Source organism: Kineococcus halophytocola, assembly GCF_041276425.1.
GTDB lineage: Bacteria > Actinomycetota > Actinomycetes > Actinomycetales > Kineococcaceae > Kineococcus > Kineococcus halophytocola.
In genome coordinates this window covers 70,601-92,290 of sequence record NZ_JBGFTU010000002.1, presented here as the reverse complement: position 1 = coordinate 92,290, position 21,690 = coordinate 70,601, and the positions used below count along the sequence as shown (strand labels likewise).

The window sequence follows — 21,690 nt, the reverse complement described above, 5'->3', positions numbered from 1 at the left end:
TACCGGGAGGGTTCCGGGTGCGGCCGGGGTGCGCCGGGGGTCAGCCGTTCGTGCGGTCGCGCCAGGCCAGGAGGTCGGCCAGGAGCGCGGTGTCGTAGTCGGGCCCGTCGATCCCGAGGGTGAACAGGCGCGCGCCGGCGTCGAACAGCGCCTGGGCGCCCTCGACGCTGTCCACGCCCACCGACCGCTCGATCTGGTGCGGGTCGCGGCCGATCTCGGCGCAGCGTTCGTCCAGGACCGCGGACTTGCGGGTGAAGGTCTCCACGTCGCCGAAGGTGTGCCAGATGTCGGCGTGCCGGGCGACCAGGCGCAGCGTCTTCTTCTCCCCGCCGCCGCCGATGAGGACGGGGATCTTCCGGGTGGGCGCGGGGTTGAGCTTGCCCAGGCGGGCCTGGATGCGGGGCAGGTCGTCGCGCAGCTTGTCCAGGCGGCCGCCGGCGGTGCCGAACTCGTAGCCGTACTCGTCGTAGTCCTTCTGGAACCAGCCCGAGCCGATCCCCAGGACGAGGCGACCCGTCCCCGGGGCCTCGACGCTGCCGTGGGCGGAGACGTGGTCGACGGTGCGGGCCATGTCGGCGAGGAGTTCGGGGTTGCGGTAGGAGTTGCACGAGACCAGCGCGCCGATCTCGATGCGGCTGGTGGCCTCGGCCCAGGCGGCGAGCATCGTCCAGCACTCGAAGTGCAGGCCCTCGGGTTCACCGGACAGCGGGTAGAAGTGGTCCCAGTTGAACGCGACGTCGGCGCCCATCTCCTCCACCCGCGCCGCGGCGGCGCGGATCGCGGGGTACGGGGCGTGCTGGGGCTGGAGCTGGACGCCGATGCGCGCGGGGCGCTCGTCCGCCCGGCCCGCGGGGGTCTGCGCTGAGTCCTGTGCGGCGGTGGTGTTCACGAGATGGTCTGTCCCTTCCCGACGACGGTGATGCCCGAGGTGGTGACGTGGAAACCCCGGGCGCGGTCCTCCTCGGGGTCGACCCCGATGCGGGCGTCGTCGGGGATGGTGACGAACTTGTCGACGATGGCGCGCTGGACCACGGCGTGCCGCCCGACGGTGACGCCGTCCATGAGGACGGACTCGGACACGTGGGCCCAGGAGTCCAGGCGCACGTTGGGGGAGACGACCGACTTCTCCACCAGCGCACCGGAGACGACGGTGCCCTGGGAGACGATGGAGTTCACCGCGTGCCCGTAGGTGCCCTGCCAGCCGTGGACGAACTTCGCCGGCGGGTAGAAGTCCTGGGCGGCCACGATGGGCCACTCGTAGTTGTAGAGGTTGAACACCGGCAGGACCGAGATGAGGTCCATCTGCGCCTCGAAGTAGGCGTCCAGCGTTCCCACGTCGCGCCAGTAGGCGCGGTCGCGGTCGGTGGCCCCGGGGACCTCGTTGTCCTTGAAGTCGTACACCGAGGCCAGGCCCCGGCCGACGAAGTCGGGGACGATGTCCCCGCCCATGTCGTGCTGGGAGTCCTCCCGCTCGGCGTCGCGGGTCACGGCGTCGACGAGGGCGTCGGCGTCGAAGACGTAGTTGCCCATCGAGGCCAGGACCTCGTGCGGGGAGTCCTGCAGGCCCTGCGGGTCCTTGGGTTTCTCCAGGAACTGCGCGATGCGCGAGGAGCCGTGCTCGGTCTGGATGACCCCGAACTGGTCGGCCAGGGAGATGGGCTGGCGGATCGCGGCCACGGTGCACGGGGAACCGGAGGCCACGTGGGCCTCGACCATCTGGGAGAAGTCCATGCGGTACACGTGGTCGGCGCCGACGACGACGACGATGTCGGGGCGCTCGTCGGCGATGAGGTTCAGCGACTGGTAGATGGCGTCGGCCGAGCCGAGGTACCAGCGCTGGCCCACGCGCTGCTGGGCCGGGACCGAGGCGATGTAGGACCCGAAGAGGTTCGACATCCGCCAGTTCTGGGAGATGTGCCGGTCCAGGGAGTGCGACTTGTACTGGGTCAGCACCACGATCTTGCGGTAGGCGGCGTTGACGAGGTTGGACAGGGCGAAGTCGATGAGCCGGTAGGTGCCGCCGAAGGGGACGGCCGGTTTGGCCCGGTCGGCGGTCAGTGGCATGAGCCGCTTGCCCTCCCCGCCGGCGAGGACGATTGCGAGGACGTTCGGTGTGGCCACGAGGGGCAGACTAGGGCCCAGTACCCTGGCTTGCCCATCAGGTGACCCACCACGACGCCCGGAACGGTTCTGCGGCGTCGGTTCCGGAAGGACGTGCCATGCGTGTCGACCTGCTCACCAAGGAGTACCCGCCGGAGATCTACGGCGGGGCGGGCGTGCACGTGGAGGAACTGGTCAAGGCCTTGCGCGCCGTGCCGGCCGGCCCGCAGGTGCAGGTGCGCTGCTTCGGGGCCGAGCGCACCGAACCGGACGCCACCGCCTACCCCGAACCGGGCACCCTCGCCGGGGCGAACGCGGCGCTGCGCACCCTGGGGGTGGACCTGGCGATGGCCGACGGCGCCGCCGGGGCGGACCTGGTGCACTCCCACACCTGGTACGCGAACCTGGCCGGGCACCTGGCCTCCCTGCTGCACGGCGTCCCGCACGTGGTGACCGCCCACAGCCTGGAACCGCTGCGGCCGTGGAAGGCCGAGCAGCTCGGCGGCGGCTACCGGGTCTCCTCCTGGGCCGAGCGCACCGCCTTCGAGGCCGCGGCCGCGGTCGTGGCCGTCAGCGCCGGGATGCGCGCGGACATCCTGCGCTCCTACCCGGCGCTGGACCCCGAGCGCGTCCACGTCGTGCACAACGGCATCGACGCCGCGCGGTGGGAGCGCGTCGAGGGCCGGGACCTGGTGCGCGCCAACGGGGTCGACCCCGACCGGCCCAGCGTCGTCTTCGTCGGGCGCATCACCCGGCAGAAGGGCCTGCCGCACCTGCTGCGCGCCGCCGCCCAGCTGCCGCCGGAGGTCCAGCTCGTCCTGTGCGCCGGGGCGCCGGACACCCCCGAGATCGCCGCCGAGGTCGCCGGGCTCGTGCAGGAGCTGCAGCGCACCCGCGAGGGCGTCGTGTGGCTGCAGCGCCACCTCTCGCGCGCGGAGCTGCTGGAGCACCTGTCCCAGGCGACGGTGTTCGTGTGCCCGTCGGTGTACGAACCCCTGGGCATCGTCAACCTGGAGGCGATGGCCTGCGGCGCAGCGGTCGTGGGCACCGCGACCGGCGGGATCCCCGAGGTCGTCGACGACGGCGTCACCGGCTGGCTGGTGCCCATCGAGCAGGTCACCGACGGCACCGGTGCCCCCGTCGACCCCGACCGGTTCGTCGCCGACCTGGCCGCCACGCTCACCCGGGCCGTCTCCGACCCCGACCGCGCCCGCGCGTTCGGCGCGGCCGGGCGCACCCGCGCCGTCGAGCGGTTCTCCTGGGACGCCATCGCCGAGCGGACCCTGGAGGTCTACCGCTCGGTGCTCTGAGCGCGGGGCGTCAGGGGCGGGGCAGCGCGCGGCGGCGGGCCACCAGGTCCGCCGCCGCGTCCGGCCACGTCGGGTGGGCGAAGGCGAACCCCGCCCCCAGCAGCCGGCCGGGCACCACCCGCCGGCTCTTCAGCAGCAGCTCGGCGTCGGTGCGCAGCGCCAGCGCCCCGGCGCGCGCCATCCACCGGCTCGCCGGCAGCCCGACCGGGCGCCCCCACGCCCGGCGCAGCACCCGCATCGTCTCGGCCTGCGTCAGCGGGTGCGGGGCCGCCAGGTTCACCGGACCCGACAGCTCCGGGTGCTCCAGCAGGAAGTCCAGCGCCCGCACCACGTCGTCGCCGTGGATCCACGACACGTACTGCCCGCCGCCGGCGACCGGGCCGCCCAGCCCCAGGCGGGCCATCGTGGACAGCACGTCGAACACCCCGCCGCGGTCGGGGGTCATGACCATCGCCGCCCGCAGCGCGACCTTCCGCGTCGCCGGGGTGTCCGCCTCCTCCAGCGCCTGCTCCCAGCGGCGGGCGATGCGCACGCTGTACTCCCAGTACAGCGGCACGTGCGGTTCCTCCCCGCCGATCTCCCCGTCCTCCTCGTGGGCCGGGCCGCGGGTGTCGGCGTAGATCGTGGCCGTGCTCATCTGCAGCCACGTCGCCGGCGGCCGGGCCGCGGCGGCGACCGCCTGCCCCAGGACGCGGGTGGAGTCCACCCGCGAGTCCATCATCTGGCGCAGGTTGGTGTCGGTGTACCGGCAGTTCACGGTGCGCCCGGCCAGGTTCACCACCGCGTCGGCCCCCTCGAGCTCGGCGGCCCACGGGCCCAGCGTGCGCCCGTCCCAGACCGCGTGCCGCACCCCGGGTTCCAGCCGCTCGGGGCGGCGCGAGAGCACGACGACGTCGTCCCCGCGCGCCGCGCACGCCCGGCGCAGCAGCGCCCCGACCTGACCCGTGCCCCCCGGCAGGACGATCCTCACCCCGGTGACGGTAGCGGGCCGGCCCCGCCCCGGGGGTCCGCCCCGGGGACCGGCCCCGGGAACCGGATCCGCCGGGGCGGGTGGCAAGCTGCGGCGGTGGACCCGCGCACGAGGCCCCGGGTGCTGGCCGTCGAACCGGTCCTGCCCACCCACCGCCACGACCAGGACGAGATCGCCGCCGCCCTGGCGCCGCTGCTCACCGACCCCGGACCGCGCCGGGACCTGCTGCACCGGCTGCACACCGCCACCGGCGTCCGCACCCGGCACCTGGCGCTGCCGCTGGGCCGCTACGCCGAGCTGACCGCCCGCCCCGACGCCTTCGACGCCGCCTCGGCCGTCTTCGCCCAGGTCGGCCTGGACCTGGCCGAACGGGCCGTCAAGGGCGCCCTGGCCGGTGCGGGCCTGGCCCCGGAGGACGTGGACGTCCTGCTGTTCACCACCGTCACCGGCGTCGCGGCGCCCTCGCTGGACGCCCAGCTCCTGGAACGGGTCGGCCTGCGCCGCGACGTCGTGCGCTGGCCCGGGTTCGGCCTGGGCTGCGTGGCCGGGGCCGCCGGCCTCTCCCGCCTGGAGGACCACCTCGCCGGCCACCCCGGGCAGGTCGGCCTGCTGGTCAGCGTCGAGCTGTGCTCCCTGACCCTGCAGCCCAGCGACACGTCGGTGGCCAACCTCGTGGCCAGCGGCCTGTTCGGCGACGGCGCCACCGCCGTCGTCGTGGCCGGCGCCGGGCGCGCCGGGGACCGCCCGGGGTGGGCGGTGCTGGAGCACACCTCCCGGCTGCTGCCGGACTCCGCCGACGCGCTGGGCTTCCAGGTCGGCAGCCGGGGCCTGCGCATCGTGCTGTCGGCCGGGCTGCCGCAGATCCTGCACCGGCACGTCGGCGCCGACGTGCGCGCCTTCCTGGCCGGCTGCGCACCGGGCGGGGTCGAGGGGGTGGGCGGGGTCGAAGGGGTGGACCGGTGGGTCGTGCACCCCGGAGGCCCGAAGGTCCTGGACGCCCTGGCCCAGACCCTGGACCTGCCGGCCGCGGCGCTGGCCACCTCCCGGCAGGTGATGACCGAGGTGGGCAACCTGTCCAGCTCCGCGGTCCTGCACGTCCTGGCCCGCACCCCGGCGGTGCCCGGGGAACGCACCGTCCTGCTGGGCGTCGGACCCGGCGTCAGCACCGAGACCGTCCTGCTGGAGGCCGTGTGAGCGTCCTGTTCGTCGTCCTCGTCGTGGCCACCGGGCTCGAACGGCTGGCCGAGCTGGTCGTGTCCACCCGCAACGCCCGGTGGTCCTTCGCCCGCGGCGGGGTCGAGACCGGCCGGGGCCACTTCGGCCCCATGGTCGCCCTGCACACCGGCCTGCTCGTGGCGTGCCTGGTGGAGGCCGCCGTGGCCGACCGGCCCGTGCTGCCCGCCCTGGCCGCACCGATGCTCGTGCTCGTCCTGGCCTCCCAGGGGCTGCGGTGGTGGTGCATCGCCACCCTGGGCCCGCGGTGGAACACCCGCGTCATCGTCGTGCCGGGCCTGCCGCTGGTCGCCCGCGGGCCCTACCGCTGGTTCACCCACCCCAACTACGTGGCCGTCGTGGTCGAGGGGTTCGCGCTGCCGCTGGTCGGGTCGTGCTGGTGGACCGCGGCCGGGTTCACCGCCCTGAACGCGGTGCTGCTGCTGCGGTTCCGGCTGCCGGCCGAGAACCGGGCGCTCGCGGCCCTGCCCCCGGCGGGCACCGCGGGCTGACCGGCGGGCGCTCGCCGTCGCCGCGGGCCCAGCGCAGGCGGCGGTCGCTGCGGGCGACCACGACGCTGTGCGGGACGGTCAGGCACAGGACCAGGGCGAGCCCGACGACGAGGACGGAGGAGCCGCCGGCCGCGACGGCCCCGCTGCCGGCCGCGACGGTCAGCGCGGTGGGCACGGCGGCGCCGCGGCAGAACCGCGCCAGCGCCCGGCCCGGGCCGGTGCCCTCGCGCACGGCGTCGGCGGCCACCATCCGGGCCACCTGCCGCCAGGAGTGCCACAGCCCGAAGTAGACCGCGAAGGCCAGCAGCGGGGTGAGCAGGACGAACAACGCGGTCAGGGCGGCCGTCTCGGCGGCGGCGGCCCAGCGCGCCCGGGCCAGGGCCACCCCGAGGGCGCCGGTGGCCGCGGCCAGGGCCAGGACCGCCCCGAGGCGGGAGCAGGCCAGCACCAGGGGGGCGTGCCCGCCGGACAGCCCGTCCAGGACGTCGCGGACCGCGGCCCCGTGCAGGCCCAGGGGCACGGTGACCGGCACGGCCCCGGCCGCCACGGCCCGCAGCACCCGCAGCACCGGCAGCGGGGGGTGGACGGGGCCGGTGCCCCGGGCCCGCCACCGGGCGGTGACGTCGTCGGCGGCGCCGAAGTGGACCGCGGCCAGCGCGAGCAGGGTTAGCAGCGTGGGCAGCGGCAGCACCAGCCAGCAGACCACGGCCGCCGCCGCGCACCCCAGGTAGGCGGCCGTGACCAGGCGGCGGGACCGGGAGGGGGCACCGGGGTCGAGCACCTCCGGGCGCAGCAGGTCCACCGCCCCGTGGGGCAGCCCGACGAGGAGGCTGACCACGAGCAGGACGGTCCCGGCCGCCCCCGCGGAGGCGCCGGCCCCGGTCAGCGCCGTGCTCAGCGCCGTGCTCAGCGTCGAGGCCGACGTCTGCCCCGGGCTCGGCGTGGACACCAGGGCCACCACGGCTTTGGCCAGGGTCAGCGCCAGGGTCAGCGCCACGGTCAGCGCCGCGACCGCGACGGGGGCGTCCAGGACCCGGCGCCAGGCCCGGGTGGGGACCGGCAGCCGGTGCGCCGGGCCCTGGTGGGTGCTCACGACCGGGTGCTCACGGCGGTCACGTCCTCCACGTCTTCAGGACCGCCGGTCGTCGCCGGTCGGTGAGTCGCCGGCCGGGACGAGGGCGGGGGAGGGGGTCACGGTGACCGCCGCGGGGACCGACAGCAGCGTGCCGGAGACCCACACCTCACCGGGCAGGGAGTCGGGAAGGGTCACGGTGCGCCGGGTCCGGGGGTCGCCCCCGGCGGCCACGGTGTCCTCGGCCGTGCGCAGCTTGGCGACCTTGTGGATGAGCAGGCCGAAGCCGGCCTTGGCGGCGATGTCGGCGGCGGTGAACACGAGCTGCTCGGTGGTGGCCCAGCCGGCGTCGGAGGTCCCGGTCCAGGCGGGCACGAGGTAGGCCAGCGGGTAGGCGCCGAAGACGCTGAGCAGCAGGACCAGGGCGTTGCGGTAGCTGGTGCGGGTCTCCGGGCCCACGGCGTCCCGGGTGGACCGGTAGGCGCGCCAGGCCACCACGTACAGGACGACGAAGAAGACGGTGCTGACGGCGCCCCAGATCCACAGGGCGGCGGTGGTGCCCTGGCGGGCGTCGGCGCCCTGGACGACCCCGAGGTAACCGGTGACGATCATGAGGAAGGCCGAGGGGACCGCGATCGTGCGCAGCCGGAACGCCTGGGTGCGGGTCAGCGCCGCCACCGCGAGCAGCTCGACGGTGAGCAGCGGGACGGTGACCGACCAGTCCATGTAGCGCAGCTCGGTGATCACGGTGCCGGGCCGGGGGGTGAAGGTGGAACCGTCGGGGGAGGCCTGGAAGCCGAGCACCCACTGCAGGACCAGGGCGACGTAGGCGAGGGTGGCCACCCAGCAGACGAGCGTGCTGGCCAGGGCGGCGGGACGGTAGGCCTTGGAGACCTCTGAGGTGGTCTTGGCCCCGTAGACGCCGGTGGCGAACAGCGCGAAGGCGGCCACGACGAAGGCGTACAGGACGAGGGAGTACTGCGCGGAGCTGTAGGTGGAGGTCGCGGTGAACTCCGCTCCCGCCAGGGCTGTGGGCATCATGGGTCTCCGTTCGTGTGAGCGCCGCGCAACGCTTGCGCGGCGCAAGACCCGACGGTAGGTCCGGGCAACCACCGGCGCACGCCGGGACCGGGCGCACCGGCCCCGGACCGGCGCACGGCAGGATGAGCCGGTGGACGAGGACCTGCGCCGTGCCCTGCTCAAGCTGTCCTCCGACGTGCTGCAGGGCACGATGCGCGCCGCGGAGGCGGTCGAGCCGACGGTCACCCCGGCCCAGCTGCGGGTCCTGGCCGTGCTGGCCGACGGCGGCCCCCTGACGGTGAGCGTCCTGGCCTCGTACCTGGGGGTGGCCGTGTCCACCGCCAGCCGACTGGGGGACCGGCTCAGCGGCGCCGGGCTGCTGGTCCGGCAGACGGGGGCCGACAACCGCCGCGAGGTCGAGCTGGCCCTGACCCGCCGCGGGCGGCTGGTGGCCCAGCGCTGGGCCGACGCGCGGGTGGAGGTCCTGTCCGACCTGCTGGCCCAGCTGGAGCACCCCGCCCGTCGGGCCGTCGAGGACGGGTTGCGCGTCTCCCCGACCGGGACCCCGGGCCTCCCGGGCCAGGCCGTGGCGGGCGCCGGGCCCGCGGGGGGCGAACCGGCCCCCACGCCCGCCTGGGCGCGGGCGGGGGCCACGGCCCCGGCGTGCCACCGCCTGTCCGGGGCGCTGCGGGCCGCGGACCCGCACACGGCCCCCGACGTCCTGGTCGCCGAACTCGCCGACGTCCTGGGCTCCGGCGCGGTGGTCCTGCGGGTGCGTTCCCCCGACGGTCGGGTGCTGCGCCCGGTGTCCTGGCGGGGCCCGGCCGACGCGCCGGCACCGCGGGACGAACCCGTGGACCGCAGCCCGGCCGGGCAGGCCCTGCGCCACGACGACCTCGTCGTCGAGGTCGAGGGCGAGGTCGTCGTCGCGCACGCTCCGCTGACCTGCGGCGCCCGACGCCTGGGCGTGGTCAGCGTGCTCTGGCAGGACCCCGGGGCGCAGGAGGGACCCGGGCCGGCCGGTGCACCGGCACCGGGGGAGGCGGGCCCGCCGGAGCGGTGGTCGGACCTGCTGCTGGCCCTGGTCGCCACGGCCGGGGCGCAGCTGGAGGCCGCCAGCACCGGCAGCCGCCGGATGCACCTGGCCTCCCGCACGCAGGAGTGGACCGTCGCCGCCGAGATCCAGACCCGCCAGTCCGGGCCCGGTGCGCTCGCCGTGCTCGGCGCGTGCGCGGCCGCCCACACCGAGCCCTCGGCCACTGGCGGCGCCGAGGCCCACGACCTGGAGGTGGTGACGGTCCCGCCGGGCCACGACGCGCAGCCGGGCACCCCGCCCTCGGTGCACCTGGACCTGGCCCTGGTGGACTGCCGCTCCCGGGGCCGTCGGGCCGCCGCGGCCACGGGGCTGGCCCTGGGTGCACTGCGCCACGCCCGCAGCCTGGGGCTGGACCTGCCCGACCAGGCCCGCCTGGTCGACCAGGCCGTCTTCGGCGAGCACCGCGGCGAGCACGTCGTGGACGTGTTCCTGCTGCGCCTGGACTTCGACCCCTGGCAGGTGCACGTCCTGGCCAGTCCCGAGACCGCCGTCCACGTCCAGCGCGAGACCTTCCTGCAGGAGCTGGACGTGCCGCGCCACGACCCCCTGGGCCTGACCGGGGAGGCCGACTACCGGGCGGTGCCCCTGGACGTCGCCCGGGGCCAGCGTCTGCTGGTCACCGGAGACGGCTTCGGGCCCGTCCCCGCGCGTGGACGCCGCCGCGTGGAGACCGTCGCCAACCGGTTGCGCGACCTGGGCGCCGACGAGGTCGTGCGCCAGGTCATCACCGACCTGATCGAGGCCGCCGGCCCCGACGGTCCCGACGAGGACGCCACGGTCGTCTGCCTGGACCTGTGAACCGGCCCGTCAGGACCCCCGCGTCAGGGCCGGGCCGGTTCCGCGTGCGCGTTGACGGCCGCCACCAGCGCCCGCCGCGCCACCGCCGCCACCTCCCGCAGCGCGGCGGCCCGCGAGGTGGCCTCCAGGCTGGTGATGGCCGCCCCGTCGTCCTCGGTGGCCAGGTCCACGATGGCCAGGACCCGGGCCGCGGTCTGCAGCACCCGCATCGCCCGCGGCGAGGTCGCCGCCGGCACCGCGTCCGCCACCAGCGCCCCGTCGCGGACGGCGGCGATGCGGTCGGCGGCCTCCTCGCGCCAGCGCGCCACGTCCAGGCTCGCCAGCGCCGCCGTCGCGGTCGACAGCGCCGCCCGCAGCTCCCGCTCGGACTCGGCCACGCTGGAGCTGTCCGGAGCCCGCCGCGGCGCCGCCTCCAGCACCGTCCACGTCACGAACGCCCCCGGTTCCAGCACCGAGCCGAACTCCACGACCTCCGGGACCAGCGCCCACCGCTGCTCACCGCCCCCCACCTCGAGCACGACGCACTCACCGGCCCCCAGCGCGGCCACGTTCACCGCCGCCGGACCGGGCAGCCCGCGCGGGTCCCCCGGCACCGGCAGGGCCAGCAGCAACCGCCCCGGCAGACCCCCCGGGCCCCCGGGACCCCCCGGACCCTCCCGACCGTCCGGGCCCGCGGCGCACTCGGCCAGCGCGGCCAGCAGGGTCGTCACGTCGTCGGGCACCGACCGCACCCCGGGCAGGGCCGGACCCTCCCAGCGCACCACGTGCGGTTCGTCGTCGCGCAGCACGGCGGCCACGGCGGCGGCCAGGGGGACGTCGGCGCTCAGCACGCCCGTGCCCCAGGCGGCCAACCGCGCGGAGCGGGGCAGGTCCAGCACAGCGGCGAGGATACGACTCGTTAGGGTCGCCACCATGAGCGACGTGCTGGACCTGTCCGCGGTGACCGTCCGGCGGGGGAGCAGCGTGCTGCTCGACGCCGTCGACCTGGCCGTGGGCAGCGGGCAACGCTGGGTCGTCCTGGGCCCCAACGGCGCCGGGAAGTCCACGCTGCTGTCCATCGCCGCCGGCCGCCTGTTCCCCACCTCCGGCACCGTCGGCATCCTCGGGGAGGTCCTGGGCCGCGTCGACGTCTTCGAGCTGCGCCCCCGCATCGGCCTGGCCAGCACCGCCCTGGCCGGCACCGTCCCGAACCGGGAGAAGGTCCGCGACGTCGTCGTCACCGCCGCCTACGGCGTCACCGGCCGCTGGAACGAGGCCTACGACCCCGACGACGAGACCCGCGCCAGCGACCTGCTGGCCCTGCTCGGCGTCGCCCACCTGGCCGAGCGAGCCTTCGGCACCCTCTCGGACGGGGAACGCAAACGCACCCAGATCGCCCGAGCCCTCATGACCGACCCCGAGCTGCTGCTGCTGGACGAACCGGCCAGCGGCCTGGACCTGGGCGGGCGCGAGGACCTGCTGCGGCGGCTGACGGCGCTCGCGGCCGACCCGGCCGCCCCCACCCCGGTCATGGTCACCCACCACGTCGAGGAGATCCCCGTGGGCGCCACCCACGCGCTCCTGCTGCGCGCCGGGCAGGTCGTGGCCGCCGGCCCGGTCGAGCAGACCCTGACCTCACCGGCCCTGTCGGACACGTTCGGGCTGGCGCTGGAGGTCAGCGCCCGCGACGGCCGGTACGCCGCCCGCGCGGTCTGAGACCGGGCCCTCGCGCCACGCCGGCAGCAGCGGACGACGCACCGGGAGGAGCAGCGGTTGACACGCGGGTTCGTCCCCCAGCGCGACGAGAACGGCGACGAGGACCGGAGCGTCGTGCGGGTCGACCTCGACGTCGAGGTGCCCGACCACGTCCTGGACGACGCCCCCTCCTGGCGCGCCGCTGCACCTCGCCGCTACGCGCGCTACCCCGGCGTGGAAGGCCGCGACATCGTCGACGTCCTCGTGGGCAACGGCGTGCCGGTGGGCGCTCACGACGTGACCACGGCCGTCCGGATCGCCCGCGATCTCGACTCCGCCACCATGCTGACGCTGCTGTCCTGGGTGCGCCGCGCCCGTGACGCCCGGCCCGGCTGAGACGCGGTCGCAGCGCCCTCCACGAGGCCGTCGGGCGCTGCCGGCTACCAGACCCCGACGTCGCTGGTGCTGCCCGCCTGGCTGACCTGGACGACTCGGCCGGCCAGCGGTCGCTCTTCCTCGCCGACCTGCTGAGCGACACCACGGACATGGCGGCGAGCGGGGTGGTGGGGCGTCACTGGAGTGGTACGTTCCATGCCACGTCTTCGTGGTGAACGGGTTGCAACGCACCACTTCCGCGGTGACGTCGCGGTCATCCCGCCGTCCGCGCGCTCATCGAGCCCATGATCGTGGTGGCCTGGTCGCAAGACGCTCTACGCCGAGGCACGCTTGCAGCCGTGCTCGCAGACCCCAGGCTCGCCGCACGCCGTCACCGATCCCACCAGGCTCGCGACGACGAAAGGTCCTCACGCAGCGCCGACACACCCCCTGAGCGATCGCGGCCCCCGTCCGGCCCGGCAGAGCTCCCCGTGGGCAGCAAGCCGTGAGCTCGGACAACGAAGAGTGGATCCTGGTGATCGGCTGCGTCTTCCTCCTGAAGCATCCCCGCGGCTACGCACAGCAGCTCGAAAGGGCGCTCCAGCGGTCAGCTGCCGATGAGTCCATGGAGCGCGCCTGGCGCAGCGTCGAGGACCGACCGGTCGAGGTCTTCGTGTGGTTCCACGAGGACGACGCCGGAGCCAAGTCCATCCCCCACCCCGGCGACATCTCGATTCGAGCGCTGAAGACCACGGTGCGTGTGCGCATGACTTCCAGTGCGGCCTGGACCGGCACGACCACGAGCACCGCCGCGGCAGTAGCTGAAGATCACCGCCTGATCGTGCAAGCGCTCGAAAGACGGTACGGAGTGACCCTGCTCGCCCCCTGAACTCGACTGCCCTCCGACGTCACGGTCACCCGCTCTCCGGGTGACGTCGCGGTCGTGTCCGCGCATGAACGGGCTGGGCGCGACCATCGACAGGGCACACACCCTGAACTGCTGACCACCGCGCGGCTCTCAGCACTGCCCGCGAACGGCCGTCCTGCCGCGAGGGGCTACAGACGCCTCAAAGCGCTTCTCGACGCTTCCTGGTGCGAAAGCGGAACCAGAACCCGCCGACGAGCACCGCCATGCCCAGGCTCGTCAGCGGCAGGAGCATCCGACGCGCGAGCGGGAACGCGTTGTCCACGTTGTCCGTCCCGTGCGGGTCGTAGACGATGGGGACCTGCTGGCCAGGGCGGTAGTCGTAGTCCATCACGCTGCCGTCGGCCACCCCAGCTGATGTACGCCACGTCAGGTCAGCCCACACGATCGGCGCCCGAGCGCCATCGAGCACTCCGGTCGACTCGACGACTGCCGTCGTCTGCACGCCGCGCACGCTCAGCAGTACCGCCTCGGCGCTCTCATAGCTGCCGATCGCCAGAAAGACGACGGTCAGTGACCCGACGATGGTGTGGAAGCCGGCGTCGCCCAGGCGTTTTCGCCATGGTGCCTGGTCAGGTTCCGGGGGGCGAGGGCTCGGCGTGTGCGGCTGCTGCGCTGAGGCGAGGTGGCGCGGCCTACGGCTACCGACCGGTCGCATGCCGGTCCAGTCCTCCTCGCGTGCCGCCACCCATCCATCATGCCCAGGATCTCGGTCACGCACCTTGAACGTCACACTCCCGGCGCGCAGCGCGCGACCGTCCGGTGATCTCGCGAGGTGCGCGCTCTTGAGTTCCCGCTGCCGTCGTCGTGGTCGTGGCGATGGGAGTGGGGGGCATGAGGACGAGGGCCGGCGAACCCCACTCATGATCACCGGTCCGCTCACGGCGGTGTCGTGTCGTTCGCTCGTCCTGTGGTCAGCGTGCGTTCGAGGCTGGCGCGGGAGCCATGTTGTAGGTGATGACCGGGCTTCGATCGGCGAGCTGGTCGTAGAGCTTCTGTGCGTTGTTGGTCTGGCCTGTCGTCCACCGCACCGTGCTCCAGCCGTGCTCTGCTGCCAGGACCCGCAGGTGCTCCAGCACCGCACGAGTTCCACCGCGGCCGCGGTGACTGGGGTCGACGAAGAGGTCATCGAGCCAGCAGCCGACCGACCCGGCGAGGGGCCGCTCGAAGAGGCGGTAGTGAGCGAGCCCCACCACGCGCTGGCGCTCACCTTCACGCAGCACCAGGCAGGCGGTCTGGCCCGCAGGGGTACCGATCCAGGACCAGACCCGGTCGAGGTGCTCGGTGCTCAGACGTTCTCCAGCGACCTCGCCGTAGGCCAGGTACAGCCGTTCCCAGTCTGAACGGTCGTCGTCGGTGGCAGGGGTGATGGTCCAGGTGGTCGTGCCCGTGGTGCTCACGCGCTCACCCTCTCGTGAGTTGTCCCCGGCGAGCCGCGACGGCGAGGACGTCGTTCTGACGGCCACCAGGCCGTTCCCACCGCCGTTCTCATCCCCAGTTCGACGTCACGATCATCCCGCGAGCCAGGACGTCAGCCACGTCGTGGACACGCCGACGCGCGAGGCGGCGGAACGTCGCCGGAGGGGTGCGCCCCGTCCCGTTGCTCCGCGGTGAACGGGTTGCGACGCACCACGTCCGCGGCGCGGCACGTCTCGTCGCGGCGCACCCGGCGACCACCCGGTCATCCCGCGTCACGGGCGGTGCGGTCCGCGAGCAGCAAGGCGTCGAAGGCCGGAGCGTTGCTCACCAGGAGGCGTCCGGCACCGGCGGAACGCCTGCTGACGCTGTCACGTCGCAGGGTCGTGCGACCTCGTGGGTGGCTCCTCCTCGTCTGCAGCCTGGTGGCGTCGTTGCCGGCGTGCAGCCTCACCTCGCGCGCCTGCACGACGTTGGGCGGGTCCAGCGGGGTGATCTTCGACGGCTCGGCGCTGCCCACCTCCGCCCCGCTGCCGTGGCAGAGCACGTCCTGCGCCGGCGACGTGTGCCAGGACCAGGTGATCGACGACCACCAGAGCATCTGGCCCGGGGTGGAGAACGACCGACGGGGCGCAGATCCCGTCACCGCCCGCCTGAAGGTCGTGGCCGCCGACGGCACGGTCCTCGTGGACTCCGCGACGCAGGTCACCCCGGAGCGCGTCGACGTCAACGGCAACGGCTGCGGGCCCGTCATCTGGACCGCCCGGGTCACCGTCGGGGTCGACGGTTCCCTGGCCGCTGCCCCCGTCGGCGAGCAGTCCTGACGCGGCCCACGGTCACCCCACGGGCACCGCGCACTCGTGCCGGTCGCGGCGCCGTCCCGTCCTCGACGGCTGGGTTCTCCCCGTGGAGGTCATCGTCGAGGTGGGCGGCTGGGAGCACGAGTGCTGCGGGGCCGCCGTCGAACGCGGTGACGTCGTCACCTTCACCTGCTTCCGCCACCTGGGACCGGACGGCCGGGTGCGGCTCATCGAGAGCCACCACGACCTCGGCGCCGACGAGCGGGTCCACGGCCGGGTGCTCGACGTCCACGTCGTGGAGGGAGCAGGGTCGTGGAGGGAGCAGGGTCGTGGAGGGAGCAGGAGCGAGCCGCCCCGTCCAACAGCACCGACGTCCTCGTCACCGTCCTGACCACCGGCTAGCGCGCCCCGCCGGACCTGAGCCGTCGGCGGTGCCGGTGGCCCTCACCCGCCACCCGGGCACCGCGGTGGTTCAGGGCCGCAGGAGCTCGGTCTCCCAGCCCCGGCCCTCGTGGCGGGAGTACCGCAACCGCACGTGGTGACCCTCGAGGTCGGCCTGGAAGAACTCCATGCGCCCCGCGTCGACCCCCCACAACCGCCACGACGGGGCCGAGACCGCGCCCGGCTCCTCCAGGCGCAGCAGCTCACCGGCATCGCCCAGGGCATCGGACAGCCACGCCTCGTCGTGCAGGGGGCGGCTCTGGCGGTCCACCAGCGCCTCGGTGCGGGCGTGGGCGGACAACCGCTCGAACGCCGCGGCCGTGCGGGCCTCCTCGGCCGGGCGCACGCTGCCGCGCACCCGCACCTGCCGGCCCTGCTGGGCCCAGTGGAACACCAGCGCCGCGACCGGGACCCGGCCCAGCTGCTTGCCCTTGGGGCTGGTCTCGCTGGCCGCCACCCAGAAGGCGTGCTCGTCGACGTCCTCCAGCATCGTCACCCGCGCGTCGGGGCGGCCGGCGACGTCGACGGTGGCCAGCGTCATCACGTGCGCGGCGGGTACGCCGGCGGCCACGGCCTCGCGCAACCAGCGCTCGAACAGCACCACCGGGTCGGCCGGAGCGGCCCCGGCGTCGAACGCGGGCGCCTGCGGACGGGGCCAGGACAGCTCGGTGAGGAACCCGGACAACTCACTGCGCACCCCGCGACGGTAGCCCGTCCCGCAGCCGGTACCGACGCCCCGGCGCCCGCCGGCGGGTCACGGACCCGCAACACTCACCGACCCGTGGGGGCCACCACGGTCAGGGACCCACGTCCCACAGCGCCCGGTAGTACGCCGTGCGCACCGGGTCCGGGTCGACCCCGTACGCCCGCAGGAACACCTCCTGCCAGCCCGGCCCGTAGTTCCACTCCAGGCTCATCGTCGCCACCGCGATGTCGGCCCAGCGGTCACCGGTCCCCAGCCCGGACAGGTCCACCCACGCCACCGCCTCGGCCCCGGCCTCGGCCCCCGCCCCGTCGCTCGCGCTCTCCGCCAGCAGCGTGTTCGGCGCGCACGCATCGCCGTGGCACACCACGAGCCGGTCCACCGCCGGCGCCTGGCCCAGCGCGCCGGTGTCCCCGACCGCCCGCGCCAGCCGGTGCGCCACCGACCACTCGAACGGGCACCCGTCCACCGGCAGCGCCTCGTGCCAGCGGCGCAGCGCCCGGCCCAGCGCCGGGACCGTCACCCGCGGACGCGCCCGCCAGTGCGGGTCCACCGCCGAGCGCCCCGGCAGCGCCCGGGAGACCAGCCACGACCCGTCGGCGTCCGCGCCGGTCTCCACGACCTGCGGCACCGGCAGCCACCGCGCCGCCCACCGCGCCTTGCGGGCCTCACCGGCCAGGTCCAGCGCCACCCCCGCCGGGGCCCACTTGCAGAACAGCGTCCCGGCCGGCCCCCGGACCCGGAACGTCGTCCCGCCCAGCGCGTTGACCCACACCGCCGGCAGCGCGGCCACCGGCGCCGGGGCGCCCCAGCGGGCCAGCACCGGACGCAACGACACCGGCACCGGCACCGGCTGCGGTGCCGGGCCGCCGAGCCCCTGACCGGTCGGTGCGCTCACCCGCACCACCCTAGGGACCAGCCCGGGGACCGGGTCCCGCCGGCATCCCGCCGGCATCCCGCCCAGATCCCGCCCACGGCGGCGAACCGTTCCCCCGGCTGCCTCGTGGTGTCCTCGACGGGGCGCACAGCCACGACCGGCGCGGACGGGGAGGACCAGCGGTGACCGAGACCGACGAGGAGCTCGTGCGTGCCCTGCACGACGAGCACGCCGGCGCCCTGTGGGCCTACGTCGTGTCCCTGACCGGTGACCGCGTCAGCGCCCACGACATCGTCCAGGAGACGATGCTGCGCGCCTGGCGCCACCCCGAGTCCCTCGACCCCGCCCGCGGCTCCACCCGCGCGTGGCTGTTCACCGTCGCCCGCCGCCTGGTCATCGACGACTGGCGCTCGGCCCGTCACCGCCGCGAACGGGTGCACGCCGACGTCCCCGACCGCGCCGTCGTCGACGAGTCCGAGCAGGTCCTGCAGCAGTGGGTCCTGACCCGGGCCCTGACCCGGCTGTCCACCGAGCACCGCGCCGTCCTGCGCGAGTGCTACTTCGCCGGCCGCTCCGTGGCCGAGGCCGCCCGCACCCTGGGCATCCCCGAGGGAACCGTGAAGTCGCGCACCCACTACGCCCTGATGAACCTCAGACTGGCCCTGCAGGAGATGGGGGTGAGCCGCCGATGACCGGACCGTCCGACGACGCGTTCGACGACGCGTTCGACGACCCGTTCGACGACCCCTACGACGACCCGTACGCCACGACCGCCGGCCCCTACGTCCTGGGCGCTCTCAGCCCCACCGACCGCGCCGACTTCGAACGCCACCTGCACACCTGCCCCGACTGCCGCCGTAGCGTGGCGGAACTCGCCGGGCTGCCCGGGCTGCTCTCGCGCACCCCCCGCGACGTCCTCGACACCCCCACCGAGGACGCGCCCCACCCCGACCCCCACCCCGGGCCCCCCGACGGCGTTGCCGCGGACCCGCTGCCCGACACCGTCCTGCCCGCCCTGCTGCGCGCCGTCCGCCGCCGCCGGCGCACCCGCCGCGCGGCGCTCGCCAGCGCCCTGGCCACCGCCGCCGGGATCGCCGCCGTCCTCACCACCGTCCTCACCACCGGCCCGCTCAGCGGGGGACCGGCCGGCACACCCCAGGCGCAGGGCCCGGCCGCCGGGACAGCGCACGGGCAGGCCCTGCTGATGGACCCGGTCGCGGACACCGCCATCACCGCGACCGTCGCCCTCACCCAGGTCCCCTGGGGCACCCAGGTCGACCTGGTCTGCGCCTACGCCGACGCCGGCGCCACCCGCGCCGACCGCTACGCCCTCGTCGTCACCGGCGCCGACGGCGCCACCGAGCAGATCGGCACCTGGACCGCCCTGCCCGGCCGCGACGCCCAGCTCAGCGGCGCCACCTCCTGGAGCCCGGCCCAGATCCGCAGCGTGCAGGTCAGGACCCTCACCGGCCTGACCGTCCTGCAGCACCGGGAGACCTGAGCACCCGACCCGAGCACCCCCAGACCTGCACCCCCGCGGACCCGGGCACTTCAGCTCCCGAACCCCTGCCCCTGCAGCTCGTCGGCCAGCCGCTGCACCAGCTGCACGTACCAGTCGGCGTGGTTGTACCGGAACACCGCCGACGCCTCCGCCTCCCGGCCCCGCCCGGCCCCGTTCGCGCACAGGTACGCCGCCGCGCTGAACACCGCATCGGCCGGGTCCTGCGCCTCGACGTCCCCGTCCCCGTCCCCGTCCACCCCGTACGCCGCGAACGTCGCCGGCATGAACTGCATCGGCCCCACCGCCCCGGCCACCGACGGCCCCGTGTTCACCCCGTGCCCGCTCTCGACCTGCCCCACCGCCGCCAGCAGCGCCGGACGCATCCCCGCACACGTCGCCGCCGCCCGCACGTACAGGTCCGCCCAGTCCGCCGGCACCCCCCGCGCCCGCACCGCTGCCGCCCGCCCCGCCGCCGACACGTTCACCGCCGCAGCCGCCGCCTGCGCCGCAGCCAGCGCCGCCGCGGCCTCCTCGGCGGCCTGCAACCGCGCCGCCTCCCCCCGCAACCCCTCCACCCGCGACCGGGCCACCTGCAGCGCCTCCTCGGCGCGGGCGACCTGCACGGCCACGTCCCGCACCGCCGCGACCGCCTCGACCGCCCCCGCCCCGCTCTCACCCGCCCGCACCCGCGCCTGCGACGCCGCCACCACCCCGGCCTGCACCTGCGCCCGGTCCCGGCGCCGCACCGCCGAGACCGCCCGCTCGGCCACCGCCGGATCGGCCCCCCACACCGCCGAGCTCAGCAACGCCAACCCCCGCCGGGCACCGGACGACGCCGGCCCCAGCGCCCCGTCCATGTACAACGACCGCACCCGCGCCGTCGCGGCGGCCTCGCTGGCCCGCGCCCGCGCCGCCGACCGGTCGGCCTCCACCTGCGCCTGCACGCTCGCGCTCACCGCCACCCCCACGGCCGCCCCCGAGCGGGCCAGCTCCTCCTGCGCCGCCTGCACCGCCGCACCCGCCGCCTGCGCGGCCCGCACCGCCGCCGCCGCCTCGGCCCGCGCCTGCTGCGAGGTCCGCTGCGCGGTCGGCTGCGAGGTCCGACCCGCCGGATCCGGCGCGGCGCTCGCGGGCCCGGCCACGACGCCGACCGCGGTCACGGCGGCCACCGCGGTGAGGACCAGTCGCCGGCCCCTGCGCCGCACCGGGCGGGCAGCGGGCGGAGCCGGGGGAGGGGCGGGCAGGTCCTCGCGCGCTCGGGTGGTCACCGGGAGGGCATCGACACCCCGGGGAACGCCCTTGACACTCCCCGGACAGCCCGACGTCTCAACAGCGTGTGACCATGCCGTCACCCCGATATGCTCCCCGGCACGACGCAGGATCCTCACGGGCTGGTCATGGCGAGGATTTGACGACACTGTGGTCGGGAACAGCTACGGGGAGTGATTTCGGCGGTGTTCCGCGACGAGGGGGTGGACAGTGGCCGCTGCGGGTGAGGTGGCGCACCGGGGCCGGTGGCACCGGCGACTGGACGCCGTCTGCGCCGACCCCGACGCGCTGCGCCTGGTCCTGCACCCCGTCGTCGACGTCGCCGCCGGCCGCGTCGCCGGCTACGAGGTGCTCAGCCGGTTCACCTCCGACGTCCCCACCGAGCAGTGGTTCCGCGCCGCCCGCGCCCTGGGCCGCGACAGCGACCTGGACCGCGTCGTGGTGGCCGGGGCCCTGCGACGCCTCCCGCACCTGCCGCCGGGCACCTTCCTCACCGTCAACGTCAGCCCCACGTCCCTGGCCGACGAGCGCGTCGTGGCCGAGCTGCTGGCCCACGACCTCACCGGCGTCGTCCTGGAACTGACCGAGCACGCCGACTGCGACCCCCGCCAGCTCCTGGAACCCCTGCGGGTGCTGCGGGACCGCGGCGCCCTCGTCGCCCTCGACGACGTCGGCACCGGGCACTCCGGGCTGCTGCGGATGGCCGTCGTGCGCCCGGAGATCCTCAAGGTCGACCTGCAGCTCGTGCGCGACCTGCACCACGACCTCGTCAAACGCTCCCTCGTGCAGTTCCTCGGCGAGTGCGCCGGCCGCCTCGACGCCTGGATCATCGCCGAGGGCGTCGAGACCGTCGACGAGCTCGACGTGCTGCGGGGCATGGGCGTCCCGCTCGTGCAGGGCTTCCTGCTGGCCCGCCCCGGCACCGAGTTCACCGACCTCGACGCCCAGGCCCGCACCCTGCTGCACCTGCCCACCGCGACCGGCTCCTCCCGGCGCCCCCCCGGGCACGCCCGCCGCACCCGCGACCTGGCCCGGCGCACCAAGACCGACCGCACCGTCCGCGACGCCGTGCGCTCCGCGCGGGAACAGGGCGCCCCCGTCGTCGTCGTCGACGGCGAGGACGTGCCCCGCGTCATCGTCCTGCCCGCCCAGTGCCCCGACGGCCCGCCCCGGGTGGAGACCGTCGAGACGACCGTGGCCCCCGAGACCGCCGTCGCCGACGCCGCCGCCCGCGCCGTGGCCCGCTCGGCCGCGGTCCGCTTCGACCCCCTCGTCTGCACCGACGCCGCCGGCCGCTACGTCGGCGTCGTCGGCGTCGAGGACCTCGTGCTCGACCTCGTGGCCGCCACCGGCGCTCACCCCGCCGCCCCGGCCGGGCACCCGGGCTGGAGCATGGGAGCGTGAAGGCCTTCCGCTGCGGCGACGTCGTCCCCGGCTGCACCCGCGAGTTCACCGGCACCGACCGCCAGGACATCCTCGACCAGGTCGCCGAGCACGCCCGCAGCGACCACCACGTCGAGGTCGACCTCACCCTCGTCCAGGCCGTCGAGCAGCACCTGCGCGACCGCTGACCCCCAGCGGCCCCTCAGCCCGCCGGTCGGTCCCCTGCCGGTCCGCCG

The 21,690-nt window shown here is 75.5% G+C and carries 24 protein-coding genes; 13 read left to right on the top strand and 11 right to left on the bottom strand.

Going from position 1 to position 21,690, the window contains the following annotated elements:
* Nucleotides 1-40: 40 nt before the first annotated feature.
* Together AB2L27_RS02175 and glgC are read right to left on the bottom strand one after the other, a co-directional pair.
* Entirely contained in the window at nucleotides 41-889 is an 849-nt protein-coding gene (locus AB2L27_RS02175) for an LLM class F420-dependent oxidoreductase (RefSeq protein WP_370439825.1), read from the bottom strand.
* Entirely contained in the window at nucleotides 886-2,121 is a 1,236-nt protein-coding gene (gene glgC / locus AB2L27_RS02170; protein ID WP_370439824.1) for a glucose-1-phosphate adenylyltransferase, read from the bottom strand. Before glgC ends, AB2L27_RS02175 begins: the two co-directional genes overlap by 4 nt.
* Nucleotides 2,122-2,219: 98 nt before the next feature.
* On the opposite strand from glgC, the gene glgA reads away from it, so the two are divergent.
* Entirely contained in the window at nucleotides 2,220-3,410 is a 1,191-nt protein-coding gene (gene glgA, locus AB2L27_RS02165; RefSeq protein WP_370439823.1) for a glycogen synthase, read from the top strand.
* A gap of 10 nt (nucleotides 3,411-3,420) precedes the next feature.
* On the opposite strand, the gene AB2L27_RS02160 is transcribed toward glgA, so the two are convergent.
* On the bottom strand, nucleotides 3,421-4,380 hold the full coding sequence (locus tag AB2L27_RS02160) for a TIGR01777 family oxidoreductase (RefSeq protein ID WP_370439822.1): 960 nt from the start codon (nucleotides 4,378-4,380) through the stop codon (nucleotides 3,421-3,423).
* A gap of 96 nt (nucleotides 4,381-4,476) precedes the next feature.
* Between AB2L27_RS02160 and AB2L27_RS02155 the strand changes: the two genes are divergently transcribed.
* Both AB2L27_RS02155 and AB2L27_RS02150 read left to right on the top strand, forming a co-directional pair.
* Complete coding sequence (locus AB2L27_RS02155; protein ID WP_370439821.1) at nucleotides 4,477-5,574, top strand: type III polyketide synthase; 1,098 nt, start codon at nucleotides 4,477-4,479, stop codon at nucleotides 5,572-5,574.
* A complete protein-coding gene (locus AB2L27_RS02150) occupies nucleotides 5,571-6,104 on the top strand; it encodes an isoprenylcysteine carboxyl methyltransferase family protein (RefSeq protein ID WP_370439820.1) in 534 nt (177 codons plus the stop codon). Before AB2L27_RS02155 ends, AB2L27_RS02150 begins: the two co-directional genes overlap by 4 nt.
* On the opposite strand, the gene AB2L27_RS02145 is transcribed toward AB2L27_RS02150, so the two are convergent.
* Both AB2L27_RS02145 and AB2L27_RS02140 read right to left on the bottom strand, forming a co-directional pair.
* Complete coding sequence (locus tag AB2L27_RS02145; protein WP_370439819.1) at nucleotides 6,010-7,197, bottom strand: beta-carotene 15,15'-dioxygenase, Brp/Blh family; 1,188 nt, start codon at nucleotides 7,195-7,197, stop codon at nucleotides 6,010-6,012. The two genes, AB2L27_RS02150 and AB2L27_RS02145, sit on opposite strands and share 95 nt — an antisense overlap.
* Before the next feature lie 36 nt (nucleotides 7,198-7,233).
* Nucleotides 7,234-8,217, bottom strand: a complete 984-nt coding sequence (locus tag AB2L27_RS02140; RefSeq protein WP_370439818.1) for a bacteriorhodopsin — start codon at nucleotides 8,215-8,217, stop codon at nucleotides 7,234-7,236.
* Between the two features lie 130 nt (nucleotides 8,218-8,347).
* Here AB2L27_RS02140 and AB2L27_RS02135 point away from each other — a divergent pair, with 130 nt between their 5' ends.
* Nucleotides 8,348-10,090: a SpoIIE family protein phosphatase gene (locus AB2L27_RS02135; protein ID WP_370439817.1), complete on the top strand. Its 1,743-nt coding sequence runs from the start codon at nucleotides 8,348-8,350 to the stop codon at nucleotides 10,088-10,090.
* A gap of 23 nt (nucleotides 10,091-10,113) precedes the next feature.
* Here the strand turns inward: AB2L27_RS02135 and AB2L27_RS02130 are convergent, their stop codons facing one another.
* Nucleotides 10,114-10,968 (bottom strand): hypothetical protein, encoded by an 855-nt coding sequence (locus AB2L27_RS02130; RefSeq protein WP_370439816.1) that lies wholly within the window; start codon nucleotides 10,966-10,968, stop codon nucleotides 10,114-10,116.
* Nucleotides 10,969-11,002: 34 nt separating this feature from the next.
* Between AB2L27_RS02130 and AB2L27_RS02125 the strand changes: the two genes are divergently transcribed.
* The 3 genes from AB2L27_RS02125 to AB2L27_RS02115 all read left to right on the top strand — a co-directional run bounded on the left by AB2L27_RS02125 (nucleotide 11,003) and on the right by AB2L27_RS02115 (nucleotide 13,028).
* Complete coding sequence (locus AB2L27_RS02125; protein WP_370439815.1) at nucleotides 11,003-11,785, top strand: ABC transporter ATP-binding protein; 783 nt, start codon at nucleotides 11,003-11,005, stop codon at nucleotides 11,783-11,785.
* A 57-nt stretch (nucleotides 11,786-11,842) separates the two neighbouring features.
* Nucleotides 11,843-12,160, top strand: a complete 318-nt coding sequence (locus AB2L27_RS02120) for a hypothetical protein (RefSeq protein WP_370439814.1) — start codon at nucleotides 11,843-11,845, stop codon at nucleotides 12,158-12,160.
* Between the two features lie 484 nt (nucleotides 12,161-12,644).
* A complete protein-coding gene (locus AB2L27_RS02115; protein ID WP_370439813.1) occupies nucleotides 12,645-13,028 on the top strand; it encodes a hypothetical protein in 384 nt (127 codons plus the stop codon).
* Nucleotides 13,029-13,206: 178 nt separating this feature from the next.
* On the opposite strand, the gene AB2L27_RS02110 is transcribed toward AB2L27_RS02115, so the two are convergent.
* Together AB2L27_RS02110 and AB2L27_RS02105 are read right to left on the bottom strand one after the other, a co-directional pair.
* Nucleotides 13,207-13,752: a hypothetical protein gene (locus tag AB2L27_RS02110; RefSeq protein WP_370439812.1), complete on the bottom strand. Its 546-nt coding sequence runs from the start codon at nucleotides 13,750-13,752 to the stop codon at nucleotides 13,207-13,209.
* Nucleotides 13,753-13,978: 226 nt separating this feature from the next.
* Nucleotides 13,979-14,464 carry a GNAT family N-acetyltransferase gene (locus tag AB2L27_RS02105; protein ID WP_370439811.1) on the bottom strand — a complete coding sequence of 162 codons (486 nt, stop codon included), beginning with the start codon at nucleotides 14,462-14,464 and terminating at the stop codon, nucleotides 13,979-13,981.
* 441 nt (nucleotides 14,465-14,905) lie between these two features.
* Between AB2L27_RS02105 and AB2L27_RS02100 the strand changes: the two genes are divergently transcribed.
* Together AB2L27_RS02100 and AB2L27_RS02095 are read left to right on the top strand one after the other, a co-directional pair.
* Nucleotides 14,906-15,304, top strand: coding sequence for a hypothetical protein (locus AB2L27_RS02100; RefSeq protein WP_370439810.1), 399 nt, complete (start codon nucleotides 14,906-14,908; stop codon nucleotides 15,302-15,304).
* Between the two features lie 82 nt (nucleotides 15,305-15,386).
* Nucleotides 15,387-15,671, top strand: coding sequence for a DUF6578 domain-containing protein (locus AB2L27_RS02095; RefSeq protein ID WP_370439809.1), 285 nt, complete (start codon nucleotides 15,387-15,389; stop codon nucleotides 15,669-15,671).
* A gap of 81 nt (nucleotides 15,672-15,752) precedes the next feature.
* On the opposite strand, the gene AB2L27_RS02090 is transcribed toward AB2L27_RS02095, so the two are convergent.
* Entirely contained in the window at nucleotides 15,753-16,418 is a 666-nt protein-coding gene (locus AB2L27_RS02090; RefSeq protein ID WP_370439808.1) for a pyridoxine/pyridoxamine 5'-phosphate oxidase, read from the bottom strand.
* A gap of 100 nt (nucleotides 16,419-16,518) precedes the next feature.
* The gene (locus AB2L27_RS02085; RefSeq protein WP_370439807.1) at nucleotides 16,519-17,322 is read right to left on the bottom strand and encodes a phosphotransferase; all 804 of its coding nucleotides are present in this window, start codon (nucleotides 17,320-17,322) and stop codon (nucleotides 16,519-16,521) included.
* Nucleotides 17,323-17,483: 161 nt separating this feature from the next.
* Here AB2L27_RS02085 and AB2L27_RS02080 point away from each other — a divergent pair, with 161 nt between their 5' ends.
* Entirely contained in the window at nucleotides 17,484-17,993 is a 510-nt protein-coding gene (locus tag AB2L27_RS02080) for a sigma-70 family RNA polymerase sigma factor (protein WP_370439806.1), read from the top strand.
* Nucleotides 17,990-18,802 carry a zf-HC2 domain-containing protein gene (locus tag AB2L27_RS02075; protein ID WP_370439805.1) on the top strand — a complete coding sequence of 271 codons (813 nt, stop codon included), beginning with the start codon at nucleotides 17,990-17,992 and terminating at the stop codon, nucleotides 18,800-18,802. Before AB2L27_RS02080 ends, AB2L27_RS02075 begins: the two co-directional genes overlap by 4 nt.
* 50 nt (nucleotides 18,803-18,852) lie before the next feature.
* On the opposite strand, the gene AB2L27_RS02070 is transcribed toward AB2L27_RS02075, so the two are convergent.
* Complete coding sequence (locus tag AB2L27_RS02070) at nucleotides 18,853-20,070, bottom strand: lytic transglycosylase domain-containing protein (RefSeq protein WP_370439804.1); 1,218 nt, start codon at nucleotides 20,068-20,070, stop codon at nucleotides 18,853-18,855.
* A 211-nt stretch (nucleotides 20,071-20,281) separates the two neighbouring features.
* Here AB2L27_RS02070 and AB2L27_RS02065 point away from each other — a divergent pair, with 211 nt between their 5' ends.
* Together AB2L27_RS02065 and AB2L27_RS02060 are read left to right on the top strand one after the other, a co-directional pair.
* Complete coding sequence (locus tag AB2L27_RS02065) at nucleotides 20,282-21,475, top strand: EAL domain-containing protein (protein ID WP_370439803.1); 1,194 nt, start codon at nucleotides 20,282-20,284, stop codon at nucleotides 21,473-21,475.
* A complete protein-coding gene (locus AB2L27_RS02060) occupies nucleotides 21,472-21,642 on the top strand; it encodes a DUF1059 domain-containing protein (protein WP_370439802.1) in 171 nt (56 codons plus the stop codon). The genes AB2L27_RS02065 and AB2L27_RS02060 overlap by 4 nt, the downstream gene beginning before the upstream one ends.
* Nucleotides 21,643-21,690 lie beyond the last annotated feature (48 nt).